11 protein-coding genes are annotated in these 16,818 nt (G+C 63.1%); 6 read left to right on the top strand and 5 right to left on the bottom strand.

All coding sequences use genetic code 11. From position 1 onward, the window contains the following. Positions 1–50 precede the first annotated feature (50 nt). From ACW73L_RS05695 to ACW73L_RS05705, 3 genes are all read right to left on the bottom strand, one after another. On the bottom strand, positions 51–2,735 hold the full coding sequence (locus ACW73L_RS05695) for a UPF0182 family protein (RefSeq protein WP_498920602.1): 2,685 nt from the start codon (positions 2,733–2,735) through the stop codon (positions 51–53). A 497-nt stretch (positions 2,736–3,232) separates the two neighbouring features. Further along, on the bottom strand, positions 3,233–3,502 hold the full coding sequence (locus ACW73L_RS05700) for an RNA recognition motif domain-containing protein (RefSeq protein WP_129883882.1): 270 nt from the start codon (positions 3,500–3,502) through the stop codon (positions 3,233–3,235). Positions 3,503–3,596: 94 nt separating this feature from the next. After that, positions 3,597–3,794 carry a ribbon-helix-helix protein gene (locus ACW73L_RS05705; protein ID WP_236102304.1) on the bottom strand — a complete coding sequence of 66 codons (198 nt, stop codon included), beginning with the start codon at positions 3,792–3,794 and terminating at the stop codon, positions 3,597–3,599. 245 nt (positions 3,795–4,039) lie between these two features. Between ACW73L_RS05705 and ACW73L_RS05710 the strand changes: the two genes are divergently transcribed. The 6 genes from ACW73L_RS05710 to ACW73L_RS05735 all read left to right on the top strand — a co-directional run bounded on the left by ACW73L_RS05710 (position 4,040) and on the right by ACW73L_RS05735 (position 12,398). Beyond that, a complete protein-coding gene (locus ACW73L_RS05710; protein WP_498920709.1) occupies positions 4,040–5,275 on the top strand; it encodes a SulP family inorganic anion transporter in 1,236 nt (411 codons plus the stop codon). Beyond that, positions 5,262–6,092, top strand: a complete 831-nt coding sequence (locus tag ACW73L_RS05715) for a spermine/spermidine synthase domain-containing protein (RefSeq protein ID WP_498920603.1) — start codon at positions 5,262–5,264, stop codon at positions 6,090–6,092. The genes ACW73L_RS05710 and ACW73L_RS05715 overlap by 14 nt, the downstream gene beginning before the upstream one ends. 599 nt (positions 6,093–6,691) lie before the next feature. Next, complete coding sequence (locus ACW73L_RS05720; RefSeq protein WP_498920604.1) at positions 6,692–7,885, top strand: TolC family protein; 1,194 nt, start codon at positions 6,692–6,694, stop codon at positions 7,883–7,885. After that, the gene (locus ACW73L_RS05725) at positions 7,882–8,973 is read left to right on the top strand and encodes an efflux RND transporter periplasmic adaptor subunit (protein ID WP_129883878.1); all 1,092 of its coding nucleotides are present in this window, start codon (positions 7,882–7,884) and stop codon (positions 8,971–8,973) included. Before ACW73L_RS05720 ends, ACW73L_RS05725 begins: the two co-directional genes overlap by 4 nt. A 1-nt stretch (position 8,974) precedes the next feature. Then, positions 8,975–12,037 carry an efflux RND transporter permease subunit gene (locus tag ACW73L_RS05730; protein WP_498920607.1) on the top strand — a complete coding sequence of 1,021 codons (3,063 nt, stop codon included), beginning with the start codon at positions 8,975–8,977 and terminating at the stop codon, positions 12,035–12,037. Further along, on the top strand, positions 12,030–12,398 hold the full coding sequence (locus tag ACW73L_RS05735) for a DUF3240 family protein (protein WP_498920609.1): 369 nt from the start codon (positions 12,030–12,032) through the stop codon (positions 12,396–12,398). The genes ACW73L_RS05730 and ACW73L_RS05735 overlap by 8 nt, the downstream gene beginning before the upstream one ends. Positions 12,399–12,451: 53 nt before the next feature. Here the strand turns inward: ACW73L_RS05735 and ACW73L_RS05740 are convergent, their stop codons facing one another. Together ACW73L_RS05740 and ACW73L_RS05745 are read right to left on the bottom strand one after the other, a co-directional pair. After that, the gene (locus tag ACW73L_RS05740; RefSeq protein WP_498920610.1) at positions 12,452–12,649 is read right to left on the bottom strand and encodes a hypothetical protein; all 198 of its coding nucleotides are present in this window, start codon (positions 12,647–12,649) and stop codon (positions 12,452–12,454) included. 54 nt (positions 12,650–12,703) lie between these two features. Then, a complete protein-coding gene (locus ACW73L_RS05745) occupies positions 12,704–16,780 on the bottom strand; it encodes a DUF748 domain-containing protein (RefSeq protein WP_498920612.1) in 4,077 nt (1,358 codons plus the stop codon). Positions 16,781–16,818: the final 38 nt, after the last annotated feature.

The following is a 16,818-nucleotide window of genomic DNA, read 5'->3' on the forward strand; positions in this document are numbered from 1 at the left end:
TGGAAAGGCCGCGGCGGTGCAGCCTTTCCATCGTCGGCGGGCGGCGTTCCTCAGGGTATGGGCGTCATCTCGGGCTGCTCCGGCCGCTTCTGATGATTGATTGGCGTTGTCGCGGGTGCTGCCGCACCGGGTGGCGCGACTTCCTTCAGTCGGGTCTCCAGGCGCGAGAAGGCGCGTTCGAGGGTCGTGTCCATGACGACCACGTTCCCGAGTGACAGGATGATGCGGGTGAGTTCGGGAATGCGCGTGTCCGCTCGCGAAACCAGATAGACTGGCTGGACGTAGAGGATCGAGTTGCCCACCGGTAGGATGATGATGCGCCCGCGGATGACTTGTGAGCCTTTCTGATCCCACAGCGTGAAGGCCTGGGCGACTTCGCTGTCCTGGTCGATCAGCGCGCTGACCTGCGAGGGGCCGTCGACCTGCACGTCCTTGCTGAACTTGTAGATGACGATGTTCTTGGAATAGGGAATCCCGCACTCGTCGTTCCGCTGTGCGCCGCCAATGGCCAGCACGCTCAGATTGCCGCGGCCGATCGGCGTCATCGGGCTCAACAGCACGAAGTTGTTCATGTCGGCGCAGCTCTCCAGGTAGGTCGTCAGATAGTAGGGCTTGACGATCTGGTCCTGGACCTTCGCCATCTCCATGGTTTCGGCCTGTTGGTAGAACAACTCCGGCTCGGTCTGATGGTAGCGCGCGAAGATCTTCATCTGGATCGCGAAACTGTCGCGCGGGTAGCGCAACTGATCACGGAGCAACGGCGGCATGTCGTTCAGATCCTTGAAGACGCCCGGGTACGCCCGAGCGTAGGCCCGCACGTGTGGATCACGCGGGTCGGCGATGTAGTACTCGACTTTGCCGTCGAACGCGTCGACCACGATCTTGACGGCGTTCCGTATGTAGTTGAAGCGCTGCTCGGTTGTGTCACCACCGAAACGGAACTCAGAGGCCTTGGATTCGGGATATTGGTCCGAGATCGTGTAGGCGTCCTGGATCCAGAACATGCGCGTCGGTGTGACGATGATGTACGGGTCGTTGTCCAGCTTCAGATATGGCGTCAGCGTCCTGATCCGCTCGACGATGTTCCGCCGCATCAACAACTGGCTGTTGCCATCGATGGCCACGGAGAAGAACAGCTTCTCATCGCGGAGGTAGATCGCCGCCAACAATTTGCGAAACAGGGAGCTGATCGGGATGCCGCCGGCGCCGGTATAGTTCTGGCTCGACATCTCATCGAAGCTCGACAGGCCGACGAGATCGAGCCGGTTCGGGACGATGGCGTAGTCGAGCTTTTCGAGGCCGTAGTAGATATCCGGTTTGTCGATGCTGAAACCCACGTCGGAGCGCAGGTTCAAGTCCCGAAGATACCACTGCATCGGCACCCCACCGTCCTGAGCAGTCGGTGTGATGACGGCGCCGAAACCGTGCGTGTAGCGAAGGTGGAGGTTCTCCCAGGTCAGGGCGCCGGCCGGCAGGCGGTCGGTATTGACTTCTCTGGCTGCCAGATTGACCTGTTCCAACCGTCCGTTGAGCTGGTATCGGGCCGCGTCGACGTCGCTGAAGTGGTAGTAGGGGCGTATGCCCTGCATTTGCTGGTAGACGTCGTCGAGGAATTCGGGATCCCAGACAGGGATGTTATGCAGTGTCTGGCGGATGTGCGGGTCCAGTATGTCCCACAGATCGGTTGCTGCCGTGACGTCGATGGTTTCGACATCCGTCAGGTCGTAGGCATCCAGCGTCGCTGCGATATTGGCACGCATGAACTCGCGCTCGGCCTTGACCGGGTTCGGCTTGACCACGAAACGGTTGATCAGGTCGGGAAGGACATCGAACTGGCGCAGGCCCCAGGCTCCAGCGAACACCATCGCGCAGACGCCGGACACCATCAGGCCTTTCCCGCCCCGGTTCAAATAGAAAACGAGGGCGACGACACCGGCGATCAGGCTCACGATCATGACCCAGATCAGCGGCAGGTAATAGCGAATCTCGACGAAACCCGGGCCGTAGAACACCGGTTCGTGGGCCGTCGCGTGCAGCAGCGTGTAGCGCTCCAGCATGAAGCCCCAGGCGAGAATCAGGCCCGTGATGATCCCCAGTCCGCTCAGGTGGATCCGCGCACCCGTCGACCACGGCCGCGCGGCCAGTGCGGTGATCCGGTGTTCCATCCAGTACAGGCCGGCGATGCCCAGCGTCATGATGCCGAAGGCGAACAGCAACTCGCGCTGGATCAGCTTGAAGATTGGCAACTCGAACAGGTAAAAGCTGATGTCCTTGTGGAACACCGGGTCGCTTACACCGGAGTTCGGGCCGAAAAAGAACAGCAGAGCCCGCTCCCAGTCGTCATAGAACGGCCAGGCAATCGCAATCGCCAGCATCACGGCGAGGGGCGTGAATACCCGTAACGATCCGGTCTGGAACAAGGCCAGCATCCGCCGGGAACGCCGGCCCTCGCTGGTGTCGGTCAGATCGTCCAGCGTACCCTGGTCGACGCCGAGGTAGCGCGAGGCGGCCAGGAAGTTCAGGAACAGGATCAGAAAGAAGAAAACCGTGACGCCGCCGGACAGGATGTAGCGATACAGCAGCCGCAGCCAGAAGTAGCCACCGAAGTCGAGCGCTTCGAACCACCACAGATCGATCAGAAAACCGGTCAGCGCGACGCCGGTGCCCAGCACCACGACAGCGAGGACCGTCGCGATCGAAAAGACGGTGATCAGCACTCGTTTCCAGTTGCGCATGACGTTTCCAGTAAAGGGTGGAGTCGATGGTCCGGCGAGATGCCGGTCGCGCGGTTGTCATTAATCACCGCGGAAGCCATGGGCCGCGCCGCCAGGCAGGGGTGGTCAGCGCGGAATCATACCGCGAGAAGCCTCGGCGACATAGTCACGGTGGGGGTATGCGGGGCGCGGCCGCGGGTCTCCCTTTCAGCGGTTCGGACGGCGTGGCCGACCGTGACGACGGACGCGCAGCAGAATCGGGCTGCGCAGGCTTTGGGGTGGGAGGGTGTTGCTTGCGCACAACCGTTCTTTGGCGGTCGATGCCGCGAAAGAGCCGCAGTTCCGATTCTCGGGAACCGCTGATGACTGCTGTCACCGGGTCGGCAGGGACGTTGGCGTGCGATGCGTGGGGGGTGCGACTTGCCGGCTTTGCGCGCCGGCTGTCGGCGATGGCGGGCGCGCGGGGTTGCCGTTGTGGCTTGAGCGAAGCCTGCTACCGATGTCCGGTTTGCTTGTCGTCAGCGGCGGCGCTTGGCCATGCGACCGGTGCGCGGACGTTCCAGATTGACGCGCAGGTTGTTACCGCGCAGCAATTGCCCGTCCAGTCCGGAAATGGCGGCGCGCGCCTCATGCCCTTCCATCTCGACGAAGCCGAAACCCCGGCAGCGATGAGTGAACAGATCGCGCGGCAATTCCAGGGCGCGGACGCGGCCATAGGCGGCGAACAGTTCGGCGAACTCGGCTTCGGTACAGTCGGAAGGCAGGTTTCCTGCGTAGATTCTCAGCATGATGAACTCCTATAGATTCAGGCGGTGGGCCCACGGCGATTGAGTTGCGCGGTGGGGTGGAGGTAGCGGCGTGTACCGTCGAGTTGTGGCGCTTCTAGGACGCTTTGTGGTCGTTGAACACTTCGTCCCGCCAGGTTGGCCCCAGTCGGCGCTCGATGTACTCTCGTATGAGCTTGCGCACCATCTGTGAAGGCGTGACGTCCTCTTCGGCGCACAGGCGCTCGAAGGTCGCCTTCTTGTCGGGATCAACCAGCAAGGTCAGTCGTGCAGTACGATTCTCGATCGTGCTCATATGTGTTTCGTATTAACATCTGATTAGAATTTACTAGACACTGAGTGATGATAATATAAGAAAGAGATAGACATCAAATCTTAATGCCTAAGGCCGCAAAACGAGGCACCCGCCACCTTATGTCCGATTATTTGAGCTTGTTGCCGGTGCTGGTCGGGTTGCCGCCCAGCGGCTCCTCTTTCTGATTTTCGGGGGGCTACCGTCATGCATCCGTTCCTCGGTGGATCCGCGCCCAGTGTGCCGAACTGACCGATAACTGGCGCCACGATGTCGTTGCCGGATTCCTGGTATTCCTTGTCGCCTTGCCGCTGTGCTTCGGTATCGCGATGGCATCGGACTTTCCGCCCATGGCCGGGATCATCAGCGCGATCGTGGGCGGCCTGCTGGTTTCCCGGATGAATGGCTCGCGCCTTGGGATCAATGGACCGGCCGCGGGGTTGTTCACGGTTCTATTCGCTTCGGTTCACTGGCTGGGCGACGGCGATGTCTGGGCCGGCTATCGTTACACCTTGGCCGCGATCGTTATAGTCGGGGGATTGCAAATCGTGTTCGGCTGGTTCAAGGCCGGGCGCTGGGCAACATTCTTTCCGGCCGCGGTGGCCCACGGCCTGCTGGCCGTCATCGGCATCATCATCATTGCCCGCCAGATACATACGCTGATCGGCACCCGACCCGATTTCGAAACGCCCTGGCAGAGTTTTGTGCATCTCCCTCACAGCCTCCTGCACCTGAACTCCGAGATCCTGCTGGTGGGCGGTATCGGTCTGGTCATTCATTTCGTCTGGCCCTTGCTCGGCAATCGCGGCCTGGGCCGGATGCCTGCACCGCTGCTGGCCATAATGACCGGCTATCTGTTGGGGCGGGCTTTCGACCTGAACCGGGCCGAGTTGTACCTGGTATCGCAGGGTGAGGAGAGCGATCTGCTCCACCGGCACGTGTACGTCACCGCCACACAGTTCCTCTCGGACATTCCCGATCGTTTCGTCGACAGTTTCGCGACCCCGGATTTTTCGAAGTTAGGCACCGGGGCGTTCTGGATGTCGGTAGCGAGCCTGCTTTTTATCGGTAGCCTGGAATCGCTGCTGGCCGCCTCGGCCGTGGATCGGCTGGATCCGGAGCAGCGCCGCTCCGACCTCGATCGGGACCTTGCCACCATCGGCATCGGCAACGTGGTGTCGGGTCTGATCGGCGGAATCCCGATGATCACCGAGATCGTGCGGAGCTCCGCCAATATCGGCTATGGTGCGCGAACTCGCTTCAGTGAAGCGGGCTCGTTCCCCACTCGCGTAGTCGGGACGACGGCATCTCGCCGATCGGCAACGCCCTTGCCGGGACGGCATCGATGGCGGTTCACGACGGGCGTTGCGACGGCGGTCAGCGGGGTCGTACCTAAGCCGGGTCGGTCCCCGTTTCCATGGCCACCCCCACGTGTCTGTCCGCAACGGAGTGCATGGAGGGCACGGGCTCATGACGAGGCGTGACCCCAAGCGCGGCGCCGCCCGCGTTGCGGAACCCAATACCAAGTCGCAGCGTCGTCCGGTGCTCGATGAGGACGCCGAGCGCATCGCTCTGCATTTCGATCGGCGTTCCGTCCAGAGTGTCATGTACCGGAGCGACCCGGATCGTCTGGTCCTATGCTACACGCGCCTGATGATGGCGTTTCTGCTGTTCCAGCCGGCTCCCCGCGATCTGGTCATCATCGGCTTGGTGGGCGGCTCGCTGTCCAAGTATTGCTATCGGCATCTGCCGCGCACGCGCATCACGAGCGTGGAGATCAACGAACGTGTGATCGCGCTGCGGGACAAGTTCTCGATTCCCCCGGACGACGCCCGGTTCCGTGTCGTGCATGGCAACGGAGCCGACTTCATCGCAGATCCGCCGCACGCTATCGATGTGATCCTGCTGGATGGTTTCGATATTGTCGGTCTGCCGCGCGAACTGGGCAGTCAACATTTCTACGACGGCTGCGCCGCTGCGTTGCGAGACGGTGGGGTTCTCGTTGCCAACTTCCTGGAGTCCGACGAGGGGATCGATGAGTACCTGGACCGGATGAGCACCGCGTTCGATGACCGGATGCTGACCGTCCGGTCAGACGACCGCGGCAACCGGATCGCGTGCGCGCTGAAGCGAGTGCTGCTCCCGCCGCGACTCAAGGTCTTCGAACGAGCCGCCGAGCTCGAAAGGGAACATGAAATTCCATTTCGCGTCATCGCCTCACAACTGCTTTCGAGCCTGAAGCCGGGTGGATCAGGGTCCCCGGGGAGCAAGGGAGATGCCTATGACACGGGCCGCGAGTGACGCGCCCGACGGGAGTCGGAGCGCGCCGCCGCCTGCAGGCCATTCCGTTCGCTAGCGTCGGCGCCTCACGGTCGCCGGCGCCAGTCCGCTGCGACGACGGTGCGAGCCCGAAGCTCCGCAAATCCGCGAAACTCGGCAGTGGTCCGGTCTTGACGCAAGAGCGGAAGCGCCCTGTGTAACAATGACGGATAGTACCCGTGTCGCGCGTCGTCATGAGGCCGGATTCGGAACGGTCAACCCACAGGTGGCAGGCATTCGCTAAAATGCTCGCAACTGTCGTTGAGATTTGATATCGAGTGATCGGTTCCGCCAAGCAAAGTCCGTGCTCTTCCCCAGCCCACCCGCCTGCGATCGCTCCGCAGTGCTGTCGGCTTGAGTCACCGATGCCCCTGTTTGCCTGCGCCTCCGCGTCGTTTCCGTCGCGCGCATCCCTATGAATGCGCATCCCTATGAATGAGAGAGACCTGCCGTTGCCAAAGCGATCGCTTCCTGCTGCCTCCTTGCCGCTGAATGTCTCGTCTTCTCGCCGTCGACGGGCCCCTCCGCTAACGCGGTTGCGGGCCGCATTGTTGCTAAGCGCATGGGCCGCGGCGAGCGGCATGAGCGCGGAAAGCATTACCGGTGAAACGCCGGTCGTGCCCTACGATCCGACACTCAAGCTCGCCAAGGTCGTCGATGCCTCGTTCGAGAACTATCCGCAGCAGGCGCTGATTCAGGCCTCGGAACAGGAAGTCCAGGCTTTGCAGACCCGGGCTTCGAGCTGGATCGCCGGATACCCGCTGATCTTTTTGCAGTACATCGACGACACCATCATGTCCAACCAGGGCCTCGTCGAGGTGCAGAGCGGCTACCAGATTCCGATCTGGATGTGGGGCCAGAAGGATGCCAGTCAGAAGGTGGCCGACCAGGCGGCGCAAAGCACGGCGGCCTTCGGCAAGGCGGTCAAGCACGAAGTGGCGGGGCTGGTGCGCGATGCCTTGTGGAACATCAAGCTGGCCGAGAACCGCTATGACACGGCGCGCCAGGTCTATGAGGTGGCTACGCGGCTGGTGTCTACGGTCGCGCGCCGGGTCGAACTGGGAGATCTGTCCCGTTCGGACCTGCTGATGGCCGAAAGTGATGCGCTGGAAAAGAAGACACTGGTGGGGCAAACGGAGCTGGATCTGATCAAGACCTATCAGGCTTATACCAATGTGACCCGCCAGCAAAAGGTGCCGGTCGAGTTCACCGAAAAGCAGAGCGCGACGGATGCGATCGTTGAATCCCATCCTTCCGTTTCCGCAGTCAATGCGATGATCGAGCGGGCCCAGGCCCAGGTTGAATGGACGCGGATCTACAAACAGGGCAATCAGCCTAGTGTTCTCGTCGGCACCAATCACGCGCGCACCTTCGACGGCGAGTCCATGAACAGCGGTTCGAATCTCGTGGTCCAGATCCCGATTGGCGGCGACGACTGGAATCAGCCGTTCGTGGCCGAGGCCAATCTGGCGCTGAACCAGAAGATCGTCGAACGCGACACCCTGATGCGCGAGTTGAACAAGGCGCTGGCCGCGATCCGCCGCAGCATCGAGACGGATCGCGCGCTGCTCGAGATCGCCGAGCGCCGGCGCGAGATTGCCGAAACCCAGATTCGCATGAACCAGCTCGCGTTCGAATCGGGCGAGATCGAGTTGATCAACTTCCTGAAGATTCAGTCCACGGCGCAGACGACGATCCGCGATGCGCGTGAGCGCGCGATCCTGTTGCAGCGGGATCTCGCGGTCTACAATCAGGTCGTCGGGGTCACCCCTTGATTTTCGCCCGGCTGGTTCTCGCCCTGACGCTGGTTGCCACCGGCGTCAGGGCTGATGATCTGGTCAGGCTTTCCGACGAACAGATCGAACACCTCGCCATACGGACCATCGTGCCGGAGCGCGTCAGTTCCCTGCCGCTGGCCTGGGCCCCGGGCCGCATCGTCGTGCCGCCGCAGAACGAGTTCCTCGTCAGCGCGCCTCAGGCGGGTCTGGTCAGCAAGGTCCACGTCGCGCTGGGGGCCTCGGTGCGGGCCGGGCAGGTGTTGGCCGAGATGCAAAGCCCCAGTCTTCTGGCCCAGCAGCGCGACCTGCTCAATGCGGCGACGGAATTCCAGCTGGCCGAAAGGCAGTTGCAGCGCGATCAGACCCTGTTGAGCGAGGGCATCATTTCGCGCATCCGCTGGCAGGAAACCAAGAGCCGTTTCGACAAGGCGCAAACGCAGCTGCGTGAAGCCGAGCAGGTGCTGACCTTGTCCGGGTTGCCCGCCGATGAGCTGAAGCAGCTCGAAGCGACGCGGCGGCTCAGCGACACGCTGAAGCTCCGTTCGCCGGTCGACGGTGTGTTGCTGGAGCGCATGGCGGTTGCCGGTCAGCGCGTCGACATCCTGACGCCGCTGTTTCGCGTCGCCAATCTTGACGAGCTCTGGCTGGAAATCAGCGTGCCGCAGGAGCGGGCCAACGAAATCCGTATCGGCGACCGGGTCACGCTGGATAAGCCGAAGCTCAGCGGCCGGATCACGCAGGTCAGTCGCAATATCAATCCGAACAGCCAGAGCGTGTTGGTCCGTTCGGTCATTGAGAAGCGCGCCTCGGGTGTCCTGGCGGGGCAGAACGTCAACGTGCTGATCTCCCATGCCAGCACGGACTACATTGTCCGCTTGCCGACGGCCGCGCTCGTCAATCAGGAAGGCCGGCAGTACATGTTCGTCCGGGCACCGGGGGGCTTTGCGGTTCGGCCCGTTGCCGTTGCCGGGGTCGAGGCGCGGGATGTCGTCGTGCATGAAGGCCTGAAGAAGGGTGACGAAGTCGTCGTCCAGGGGGTTGCGGCGCTGAAGGCGGCGTGGTTGGGGATGGGCCCGGGAGGCTAACTTGACGCGGCTGATCGAGTTCGCGCTGAGCCAACGCGTGCTGGTGCTGGCGCTCGCCGTGCTGCTGGCGGGCGCCGGCTACTTCGCCGCCATGGAACTGCCGATCGATGCCTTCCCGGATGTGTCGCCCACGCAGGTCAAGATTATCGTAAAGGCGCCCGGCATGACACCGGAGGAAGTCGAGAGCCGGATCGCGGCGCCGATCGAAGTCGAGTTGCTCGGTATTCCGAAGCAGGTCATGCTGCGCTCGCTGTCGAAGTATGCACTGACCGACATCACGCTCGACTTCGCCGAGGGCACCGACATTTACTGGGCCCGCCAGCAGGTCGCGGAACGGCTCAACGGCGTATGGGGCTCCCTGCCCGACGGTGTCCAGGGTGGCATCGCACCGATGACCACGCCGCTGGGCGAGATGTTCATGTTCACCGTCGAGGGTGGCGATCTGACCCTGATGGAGCGGCGCAACCTGCTGGACTGGGTGATCCGGCCGGCGCTTCGGACCGTCCCCGGTGTGGCCGATGTGAACGTGCTCGGCGGTCTGGTGCGCAGTTACGAGGTGATTCCCGACAACGCCAGGATGACGTCCCGCGGCGTGACGGTCGATGAACTGATTTCCGCGTTGCATGCGAACAACCGCGATGACGGTGCGGGACGGCTCGGCGAGGGTGAGGAGACCCTGCTGGTCCGCGTTCAGGGCCGCATTCGCAGTCTGGATGATGCGCGCGCGATCGTTGTCGCCCAACGCGATGGGATTGTGATCACGGTGGGGGACGTGGCGGAGGTCCGGATCGGTGCGCTGACCCGCTACGGCGCGGTGAGTCAGGACGGTGACCGGGAAGTGGCCGAGGGCCTGGTGCTGAGCCTGCGCGGAGCGAATGCGCGACAGGTCGTGGCCGATCTGCAGGAAAAGATTCGCGAGATCCAGCCGGCGCTGCCGCCCGGGGTTCGTCTCGATGTGTTCTACGATCGCGGCAAGCTGGTCAATCGCGCCATCGGCACGATGGTCAGGGCCCTGGTCGAAGCCACTGTCCTCGTCGTCGTGCTGCTGGTGCTGTTCCTGGGCGAGATCCGGGCGGCCTTGACGGTTGCGGCCATCCTGCCGCTCGCCGCGCTGTTCACGTTCCTGCTGATGCGGCAATTCGACCTGACGGCGAATCTGATGAGTCTCGGCGGTCTGGCGATCGCGATCGGCAAGCTGGTCGATCCGGCCGTCGTCGTGGTGGAGAACGTTACGACCCACCTGGCTGAAGGCGATGAGACGAAAGTGCCGCGTCTGCATCTGATCTACCGGGCCATGCGCGAGGTCGCGGCGCCGGTCGTCTCGGGTTCGATCATTATCGGCATCGTGTTCGTCCCGCTGCTGACGCTGGAGGGGCTGGAAGGCAAGCTTTTCCGCCCGGTCGCGTTCACGAACGTGTTTGCCATGGGCGGCTCGCTGTTGTTGTCGCTGTTCGTGATTCCCGTCGTCGCCTCGTTCGTGATGGGGCGGGTCGCGCACGGTGAACCCTGGCTGGCCCGCAAGCTCCATCAACTGTACGAACCCATCCTCGTCAAGTGCCTCGCGCACCCGCGCGTGGTCATTGCCTGCGCGGCGCTGCTGCTGGCCGCGACAGCACTGGCCTACTTCCAGATCGGCAAGACCTTCATGCCGACCATGGACGAGGGTGACATCATCGTGCAGGTGGAGAAACTGCCGTCGATTACGCTGGACCAGTCGATTCGGATGGATCAGCGCATCCAGAAAGCCATCCTGGAGCACGTCCCGGAAGTCACCCGCATCGTGTCGCGCGTTGGTGCCGATGAGATCGGTCTCGATCCAATGGGTCTGAACGAGACGGACACCTTTCTCGTGCTCAAGCCTGAGGAAACGTGGGGCGTGGGGAGCAAGGAGGAACTGATCGACAAGATCAGGACCGTGCTCGATACGCTGCCCGGTATTGCCTATGGGTTCACGCAGCCTATCCAGATGCGAGTCACGGAGATGCTGACCGGCGTGCGCGGCGACGTGGCGGTCAAACTCTACGGAACCGAGTTGGACGTGCTGAACGAAAAGGCCGAGGAGATCGCCGGTGTGTTGCGCAGGATTACCGGTGCATCAGACGTGTTCACGGCCCGCAATGCCGGCATGCAGTATCTGCAGGTGCGCATCGACCGTCTCGCCGCGGGGCGCTTGGGCCTGGATGTCGACACCGTCGCGGAGGTGTTGCGGGCGCAAATCGAGGGGCTGCGCCTGGGTATCGTGCAGGAAGGCATCCAGCGCACGCCGCTGCTGATCCGCGGCGCCGGCGATCCCGCCCATTTTTCGACTTTGCAGGTGTCGCTGCCCAATGGCGATCGAGTGCCTCTGTCGGCGATCGCCCGCATCGAACGCGTCGAGGGCGTGGTGTCGATCGCGCGGGAGCGAGGGCAACGCTATTCGGTCGTTCGCTCGAATGTTCAGGGGCGCGATCTCGTCGGTTTCGTGGATGAGGCCAAGCAGGCCGTCGAGCAGCAGGTTCGCCTGCCGCAGGGCTACTACCTGACATGGGGCGGGCAGTTCGAAAATCAGCAGCGCGCGGCGGCGCGCCTGACACTGGTGATTCCGGTGTCGATCGGGCTGATTTTCATGTTGCTCTTCGGAACCTTCGGGTCGGTGCGGCAGGCCGTGCTGGTGCTGTCGAATATTCCTTTGGCGCTGATCGGCGGGGTATTCGGTCTGTGGATTTCGGGCGAGTACCTGTCGGTGTCGGCCTCGGTCGGGTTCATTTCGCTGCTGGGCATCGCGGTACTCAACGGTATCGTGATGGTGAGTTACTTCAACCGCTTACGCTCGATCGGCATGGCCATGCACGAGGTCGTGGTGATCGGCGCGGTACGCCGTCTGCGTCCGGTCCTGATGACCGCGAGTATCGCTGCGTTCGGACTGCTGCCCTTGCTGTATGCGACCGGGCCTGGCTCCGAGATTCAGCGGCCGCTGGCCGTGGTCGGTGTCGGTGGCCTCGTGACGTCGACCATGCTGACGCTGATCTTGCTGCCGATACTGTACCGCCGCTTCGGCGAAGCACCGCGGGTGCCGAATGACTGAGGGTTACCTGTTGCTCTCGTTGACTGTTCCGCCCAAGCTCGAAGAGTCGCTAATCGACTGGCTGCTGGACTTTGATTCTCGCTGCGGATTTACAAGCTACCCGGTCAACGGCCATTCGGGCCGGCCGGAAGGGCTGACGCTTCCGGAGCAGGTCAGTGGCCGCAAGCAGAATGTGCGTTTCGAAATTTGTCTGCCGGAAGCGGAGGTCGACCGACTGATCGAAGCGCTGTGCCGTGATTTCTCGAACACGGGCGTCGTCTATTGGGTCACGTCGGTGGCCCGCTTCGGCCGAGCAGAGTCCGCGGGCGGCGATGTACGCCCGGCGGCGCATACCGCGCTTAACGCTGCGAGCAGCGACTGAGGTTTCGGGCCGGCGCGGGAGCGGTCGCGGCGCATCAGCCGCGGCCTTGGACGTCAGCGCGAACCGGTCGGAGGAGCGCCTGCGGTCACGGCGCCGCGTCCCGACACCTGATCCCAGGCTTCGTCCTCGGTGGGGGCATCGGCGGCATATTTCTTGACGAGGTATTCGACGAAGTCGAGCACCTGCCTCTGATTTTCGCGCGACAGCAGGGCGGATTGCCGGGAGATTTCATCGACCAGGTTCGTTGGCATTTGCGTCCCTCACGTTGTTGTATCCAGCCTTCTCGATGGGCGGGCGCCGGGGTCTCATCCGTCAGCGGCGAGATCCAGTTTGACGGGAATGCGGCCGTCCTTTTCGCCAGTGGAAGCGGGCTTGTCCAGGTGCACCCGGTTGCGATCCACGCCCTTCTGGGCGATCAGTTCCTTGATGACGGCCTGACCGCGCCGATCCCCTAGGGCTTCCAGCGCATTCGGCGGCAGCGGGGCGGACTGCACCAGCCGCTCGAACAGCAACTGATAAAACTGTGCGTCCTCGCTGGCTTTTTCCATCCAGGAGGACAAGCCGCCGATCCGCTTGGGCTCTCGTCCGAATTGCTCCCGGAATGCAGTCTGAGCGGCCGCCAGCGCACCGGCGCCGCCGGCTTCGTCAGCCAGATCTTCGAGCGCCTTTTGTGACTTGGCGCTGTCGAAGGCGACCGGGCCGGGATCTTCCCCCGGCGCCACCTTGATGCCGAGGCGCTCGGTTACCGCCGTGCGGATATCCCACGACTTCAGCGCCTCTGCATCCAGCTTGGGGTCGAAGGTGCCGGTCACCTTGACGACGAGACTCGGCCGCGACCCCAGGCCGGCGGCGAGCTTCTTGAGCTTTTCGATCTCGGCCGGCGGGAGGCCGTTCTTGCCGGGGATGAAAAAGATCTCCCCCATATCCTGGTCCCCGTTGCCGAAAACACTGGCCAGGGCGGTGAACGGTGAGGTGACGACCTTGGTGATCAGCGTGGCAATGGCGTTCCAGATCACCGGCCCGTAAGCGAACTGCGGGTCGTCCACATCGCCCTCGATCGGCACCGATACGGTGATTTTGCCCGCGCTGTCCTTCAGCAGGGCCAGGGCCATGTCCAGCGGGAGCGACTTGGCCTTGGGGCTCACGACTTCAGCGCCGAGAGCAACCTGATCCAGCTCGATTTTGCCGTTGCTCTTCATGTGGCTGTTTTCGATCTTGTATTGCAGCTCTGCATTCAGTTTGCCGGACTGGATCTGCCGGCCGGCGAAGGTGCCGCTGTAGGGTGACAGCGACGACATTGCGACGTTGCGGAAGATCAGTGTGATGTCGCTGAAGGCCTTGTGTTGCATCAGATCCAGGGTGCCTTCGAGGTTGGCTTCCCCATACTCGTCGACGCGCCCGTCGAGTTTCAGCAGGGTGCGGGACCCGGGCGCATTCGAAATCCCGGAGATGGTCCCGCCGAAGTTCTGAATCCGCGTCTTGAAAGGCAAGACCAGCGACTGGTCGCTGAAGTCGAAAATGGCCTGTTCGACCTTGACTCGCTGCACCGAGAACGGAAAGGGCTTGCCGGCAGCTGGCTTCGCGCTCGCGGCAGGCTTGGCTGCCGGTTTGGGTGCTGGCTTGGCTGCCGCCTTGGTGGTCGGAGGGTTGCCGGGCTTGGGCGCTGCCCCCGGCCGCGGTGCGAAGATTGCGGCGACGTTGGTTGAGCGGTCTTCGAATATCTCGAAATTCGCGCCGGGTTGGCTCGCGTTGATTTCCCGGATCGCCAGCTTGTCCGGTGCCAGGCTGAACTCGATGCCGTTGACGTCCAGCTTCTCCCAGGAGGCGAAACGCTTTCCGGTCTTGGCTTCCTTGAGCATCAGGTCGGCCGAGCCTGCCTCCCCCTTGGCGGTCAGGCTCAATTTGCCGGCTTTCTGTTCGAAGGCGAGCTTGAGGTGCGTGGAGAGATTGCCGCTCTCCAGTTTCAGCGCGCCCACCTGGGCCACATAGGGTTGCAGACCGGCCAATGCCAGGCGGTCGAGGCGCACCTCGGCCTGGCCGCGTTCGCCGGTTGCCAGACCCTGGCCTGTGATGCTGAGGTCGCCCCCCTGCACCACATGGATTTTGCCGTCGAAAACGACCGGCGCCTTGCCGAAATTCGCGACATTCTTGAGGTGAAAGTCGGCAGGGCGCAACCCGATCGCGAAGGGCGGCGTCACGCTGCGATCCTGGTAGGCGGCCTGGAAGCCATTCAGGTTGACCGCGCCAACGGTGAGTTGCAAGGGCTTGCCCTCCGGCTTGTCGGCGATGTCGGCTGGTTTCGCAGATCCCGAGGCCTTGCCCTCGTCACGCGGCGCGAAGACCTCCAGAAGCCGGATCGCGCCCTTTTCATCCCGCTCGATGGCTGTTGCTCCACCGGTGAGTGTGATCTGCTGGATGCCGATCGTGTTCTGCGCCAGATCGAGTTTGCCGCCACCCACGGCGATCGATTCGAGGCTGGCCAGCGGTTTTTCCCGCTGCCGTTCGCGCAGCGCGATCTGCTTGATCTCGCTCTGCAACGCATCGATCAGAACCTTCGGCGCACCGGCCCCCGCTTCGATCGCGGCGCGCAGTCCGAGACCGAAGCTGCCGATGTCCATCGCGACCGGTGTCCTGCGGCTGTCGTCCGCATAATGCAGGCCGATCTGTTCGATCTTTAGCGCATCGACGTTGACACGCCAGGGTAGCGATGCGGTCGAGGATGCCGCGGCGGGCGCACTGGCGTCGGGTTTCTCCGGACTGGCTGACTTACCCGGGCCGACCGCCCGGACGGCTTTTCCGGGCTGCCTCACTTTTTTCCTGTCAACGGCCGTGGGCTTGGGAGCCGGGGGCTGGCTCGGCGAAGCGGGCACGGCGTTGACGGGCGTCGCAAACTGCTGCCAGTTCATCGCGCCACGCGCGTCGACGTCAGCCCGTATCGAACCCTTCTGGAGGGCGATCGCTGGCAGGCTTACGGTGCGCGCTGCCAGATCGACCGAGCCGTCGGAAATCCGGAAGGTCTCCAAGGCCAGCGCAGGGTCCTTGGCACCGACGGCTCTCAGTCCGATATTCCGGATTTCCGTAGTCAGTCCGCCTATCGTCACCTTGGGCTCGCCGGCACCGGCCTCCGCGGCCAGTTTCAGGCCCAATCCGAAGGTACCGATACTCGCGTCGAGTGGCATCTGGCGGCTGGCATCGATGAGTTGCAGCGCCAGTTCCTCGATCCGGAAGGCCTCGAGGTCGACGTGCCAGGGCTTTGCCGGGGTGGCTTCAGTGGCCGGTGCCGGCGGACTGCCGGCGGTCGGCGAGGCGGGCGTGGGTGAGGACGCCGGGGCGGCCGCCGGGGACGCCGCCGGCTTGACCAGTTGCTGCCAGTTCACTGCTCCCCGTTCGTCGATCGCCGCCTTGATTACACCCTTGCGGAGCGCGAACTCCGGAATCTTGACTGCCTGATCGGCGAGCGAGAATGTACCGTGACCCAACTGGATCTGCTCGAACGCGAGAACAGGCTCCTTTCCACCGACGGGCACGGCTTTGAGGCCGGTGATGGCGGCTGCGATCTCGTTCAGCGTCAGATCGATCGTGTCGCGGTCCATGCGGAAGCGATAACTGGCGCCCGCGGTCAGCTGGCCTTCCGGCGGTTCCAGTGCGACCCGATCTTTGACGAAGGGCCAGGGTGTTGCCAGTTTGAAGCCCTCCAGCTTAAGTTCGCCCTCCGATGCGATCGGGTTCAAGGACACCTGGCCGTGCCAGTCCAGCGCCGAGCCGTCCTCGAAGGCTGCCGTGAAGTGATGCGAGGCTTCGTTGTCCGGGAGCGTCGAGATCGCATCCAGCTTAAAGTTGATCGACTCCATACGTTCCGATACCCCGGGTTCCTTGGACAGGTCCGAGAATTCGACCGCACTGTCGATCAATGCGAAGTGGTCGACCAGCAGCCGCGGCAGTTCGGACTTTTCGTCCGGCGGCGGTTCGGGTTTCTCCGAGGGAGGGAAGGCATCGGCCAGTCGCGCGAAGTTCAGACGTGCGTCCGGGCCGATCTGCGGGTGCAACCGCAGCTTGTCGAGTTCGATCGCGCCAAAGGCAAAGGCGCGGCGGAACAGTCCGGACAGTTCGAAATCGACGAATAGTCGGCCGAGACTGACCAGCGGCTCGCCTTGCGGTTCGGTCAGCGCGACGTCGTTCAGTTCGAGCTTGAACAGGATCGGGTTGAACCGGACCTTGCCGAGCGTCAAGGGTCGCTGCAACTGCTCGGACGCAATGCGCGGTACGTAGCGCTCGGCCAGCCATGGCAGCAGCAGGAATCCGGTCAGCAGATAGCCGGCGACGAGTGCGGCGCCTATCGTCCAAAGCTTGCGGTTCCTGAGGAGGGTTTGCCAGTATTTCATTGGGGCCTGCTCGACGGGTGGCGCGATCGATAAGTCAG

The sequence above is a fragment of the Methylolobus aquaticus genome (assembly GCF_054172105.1).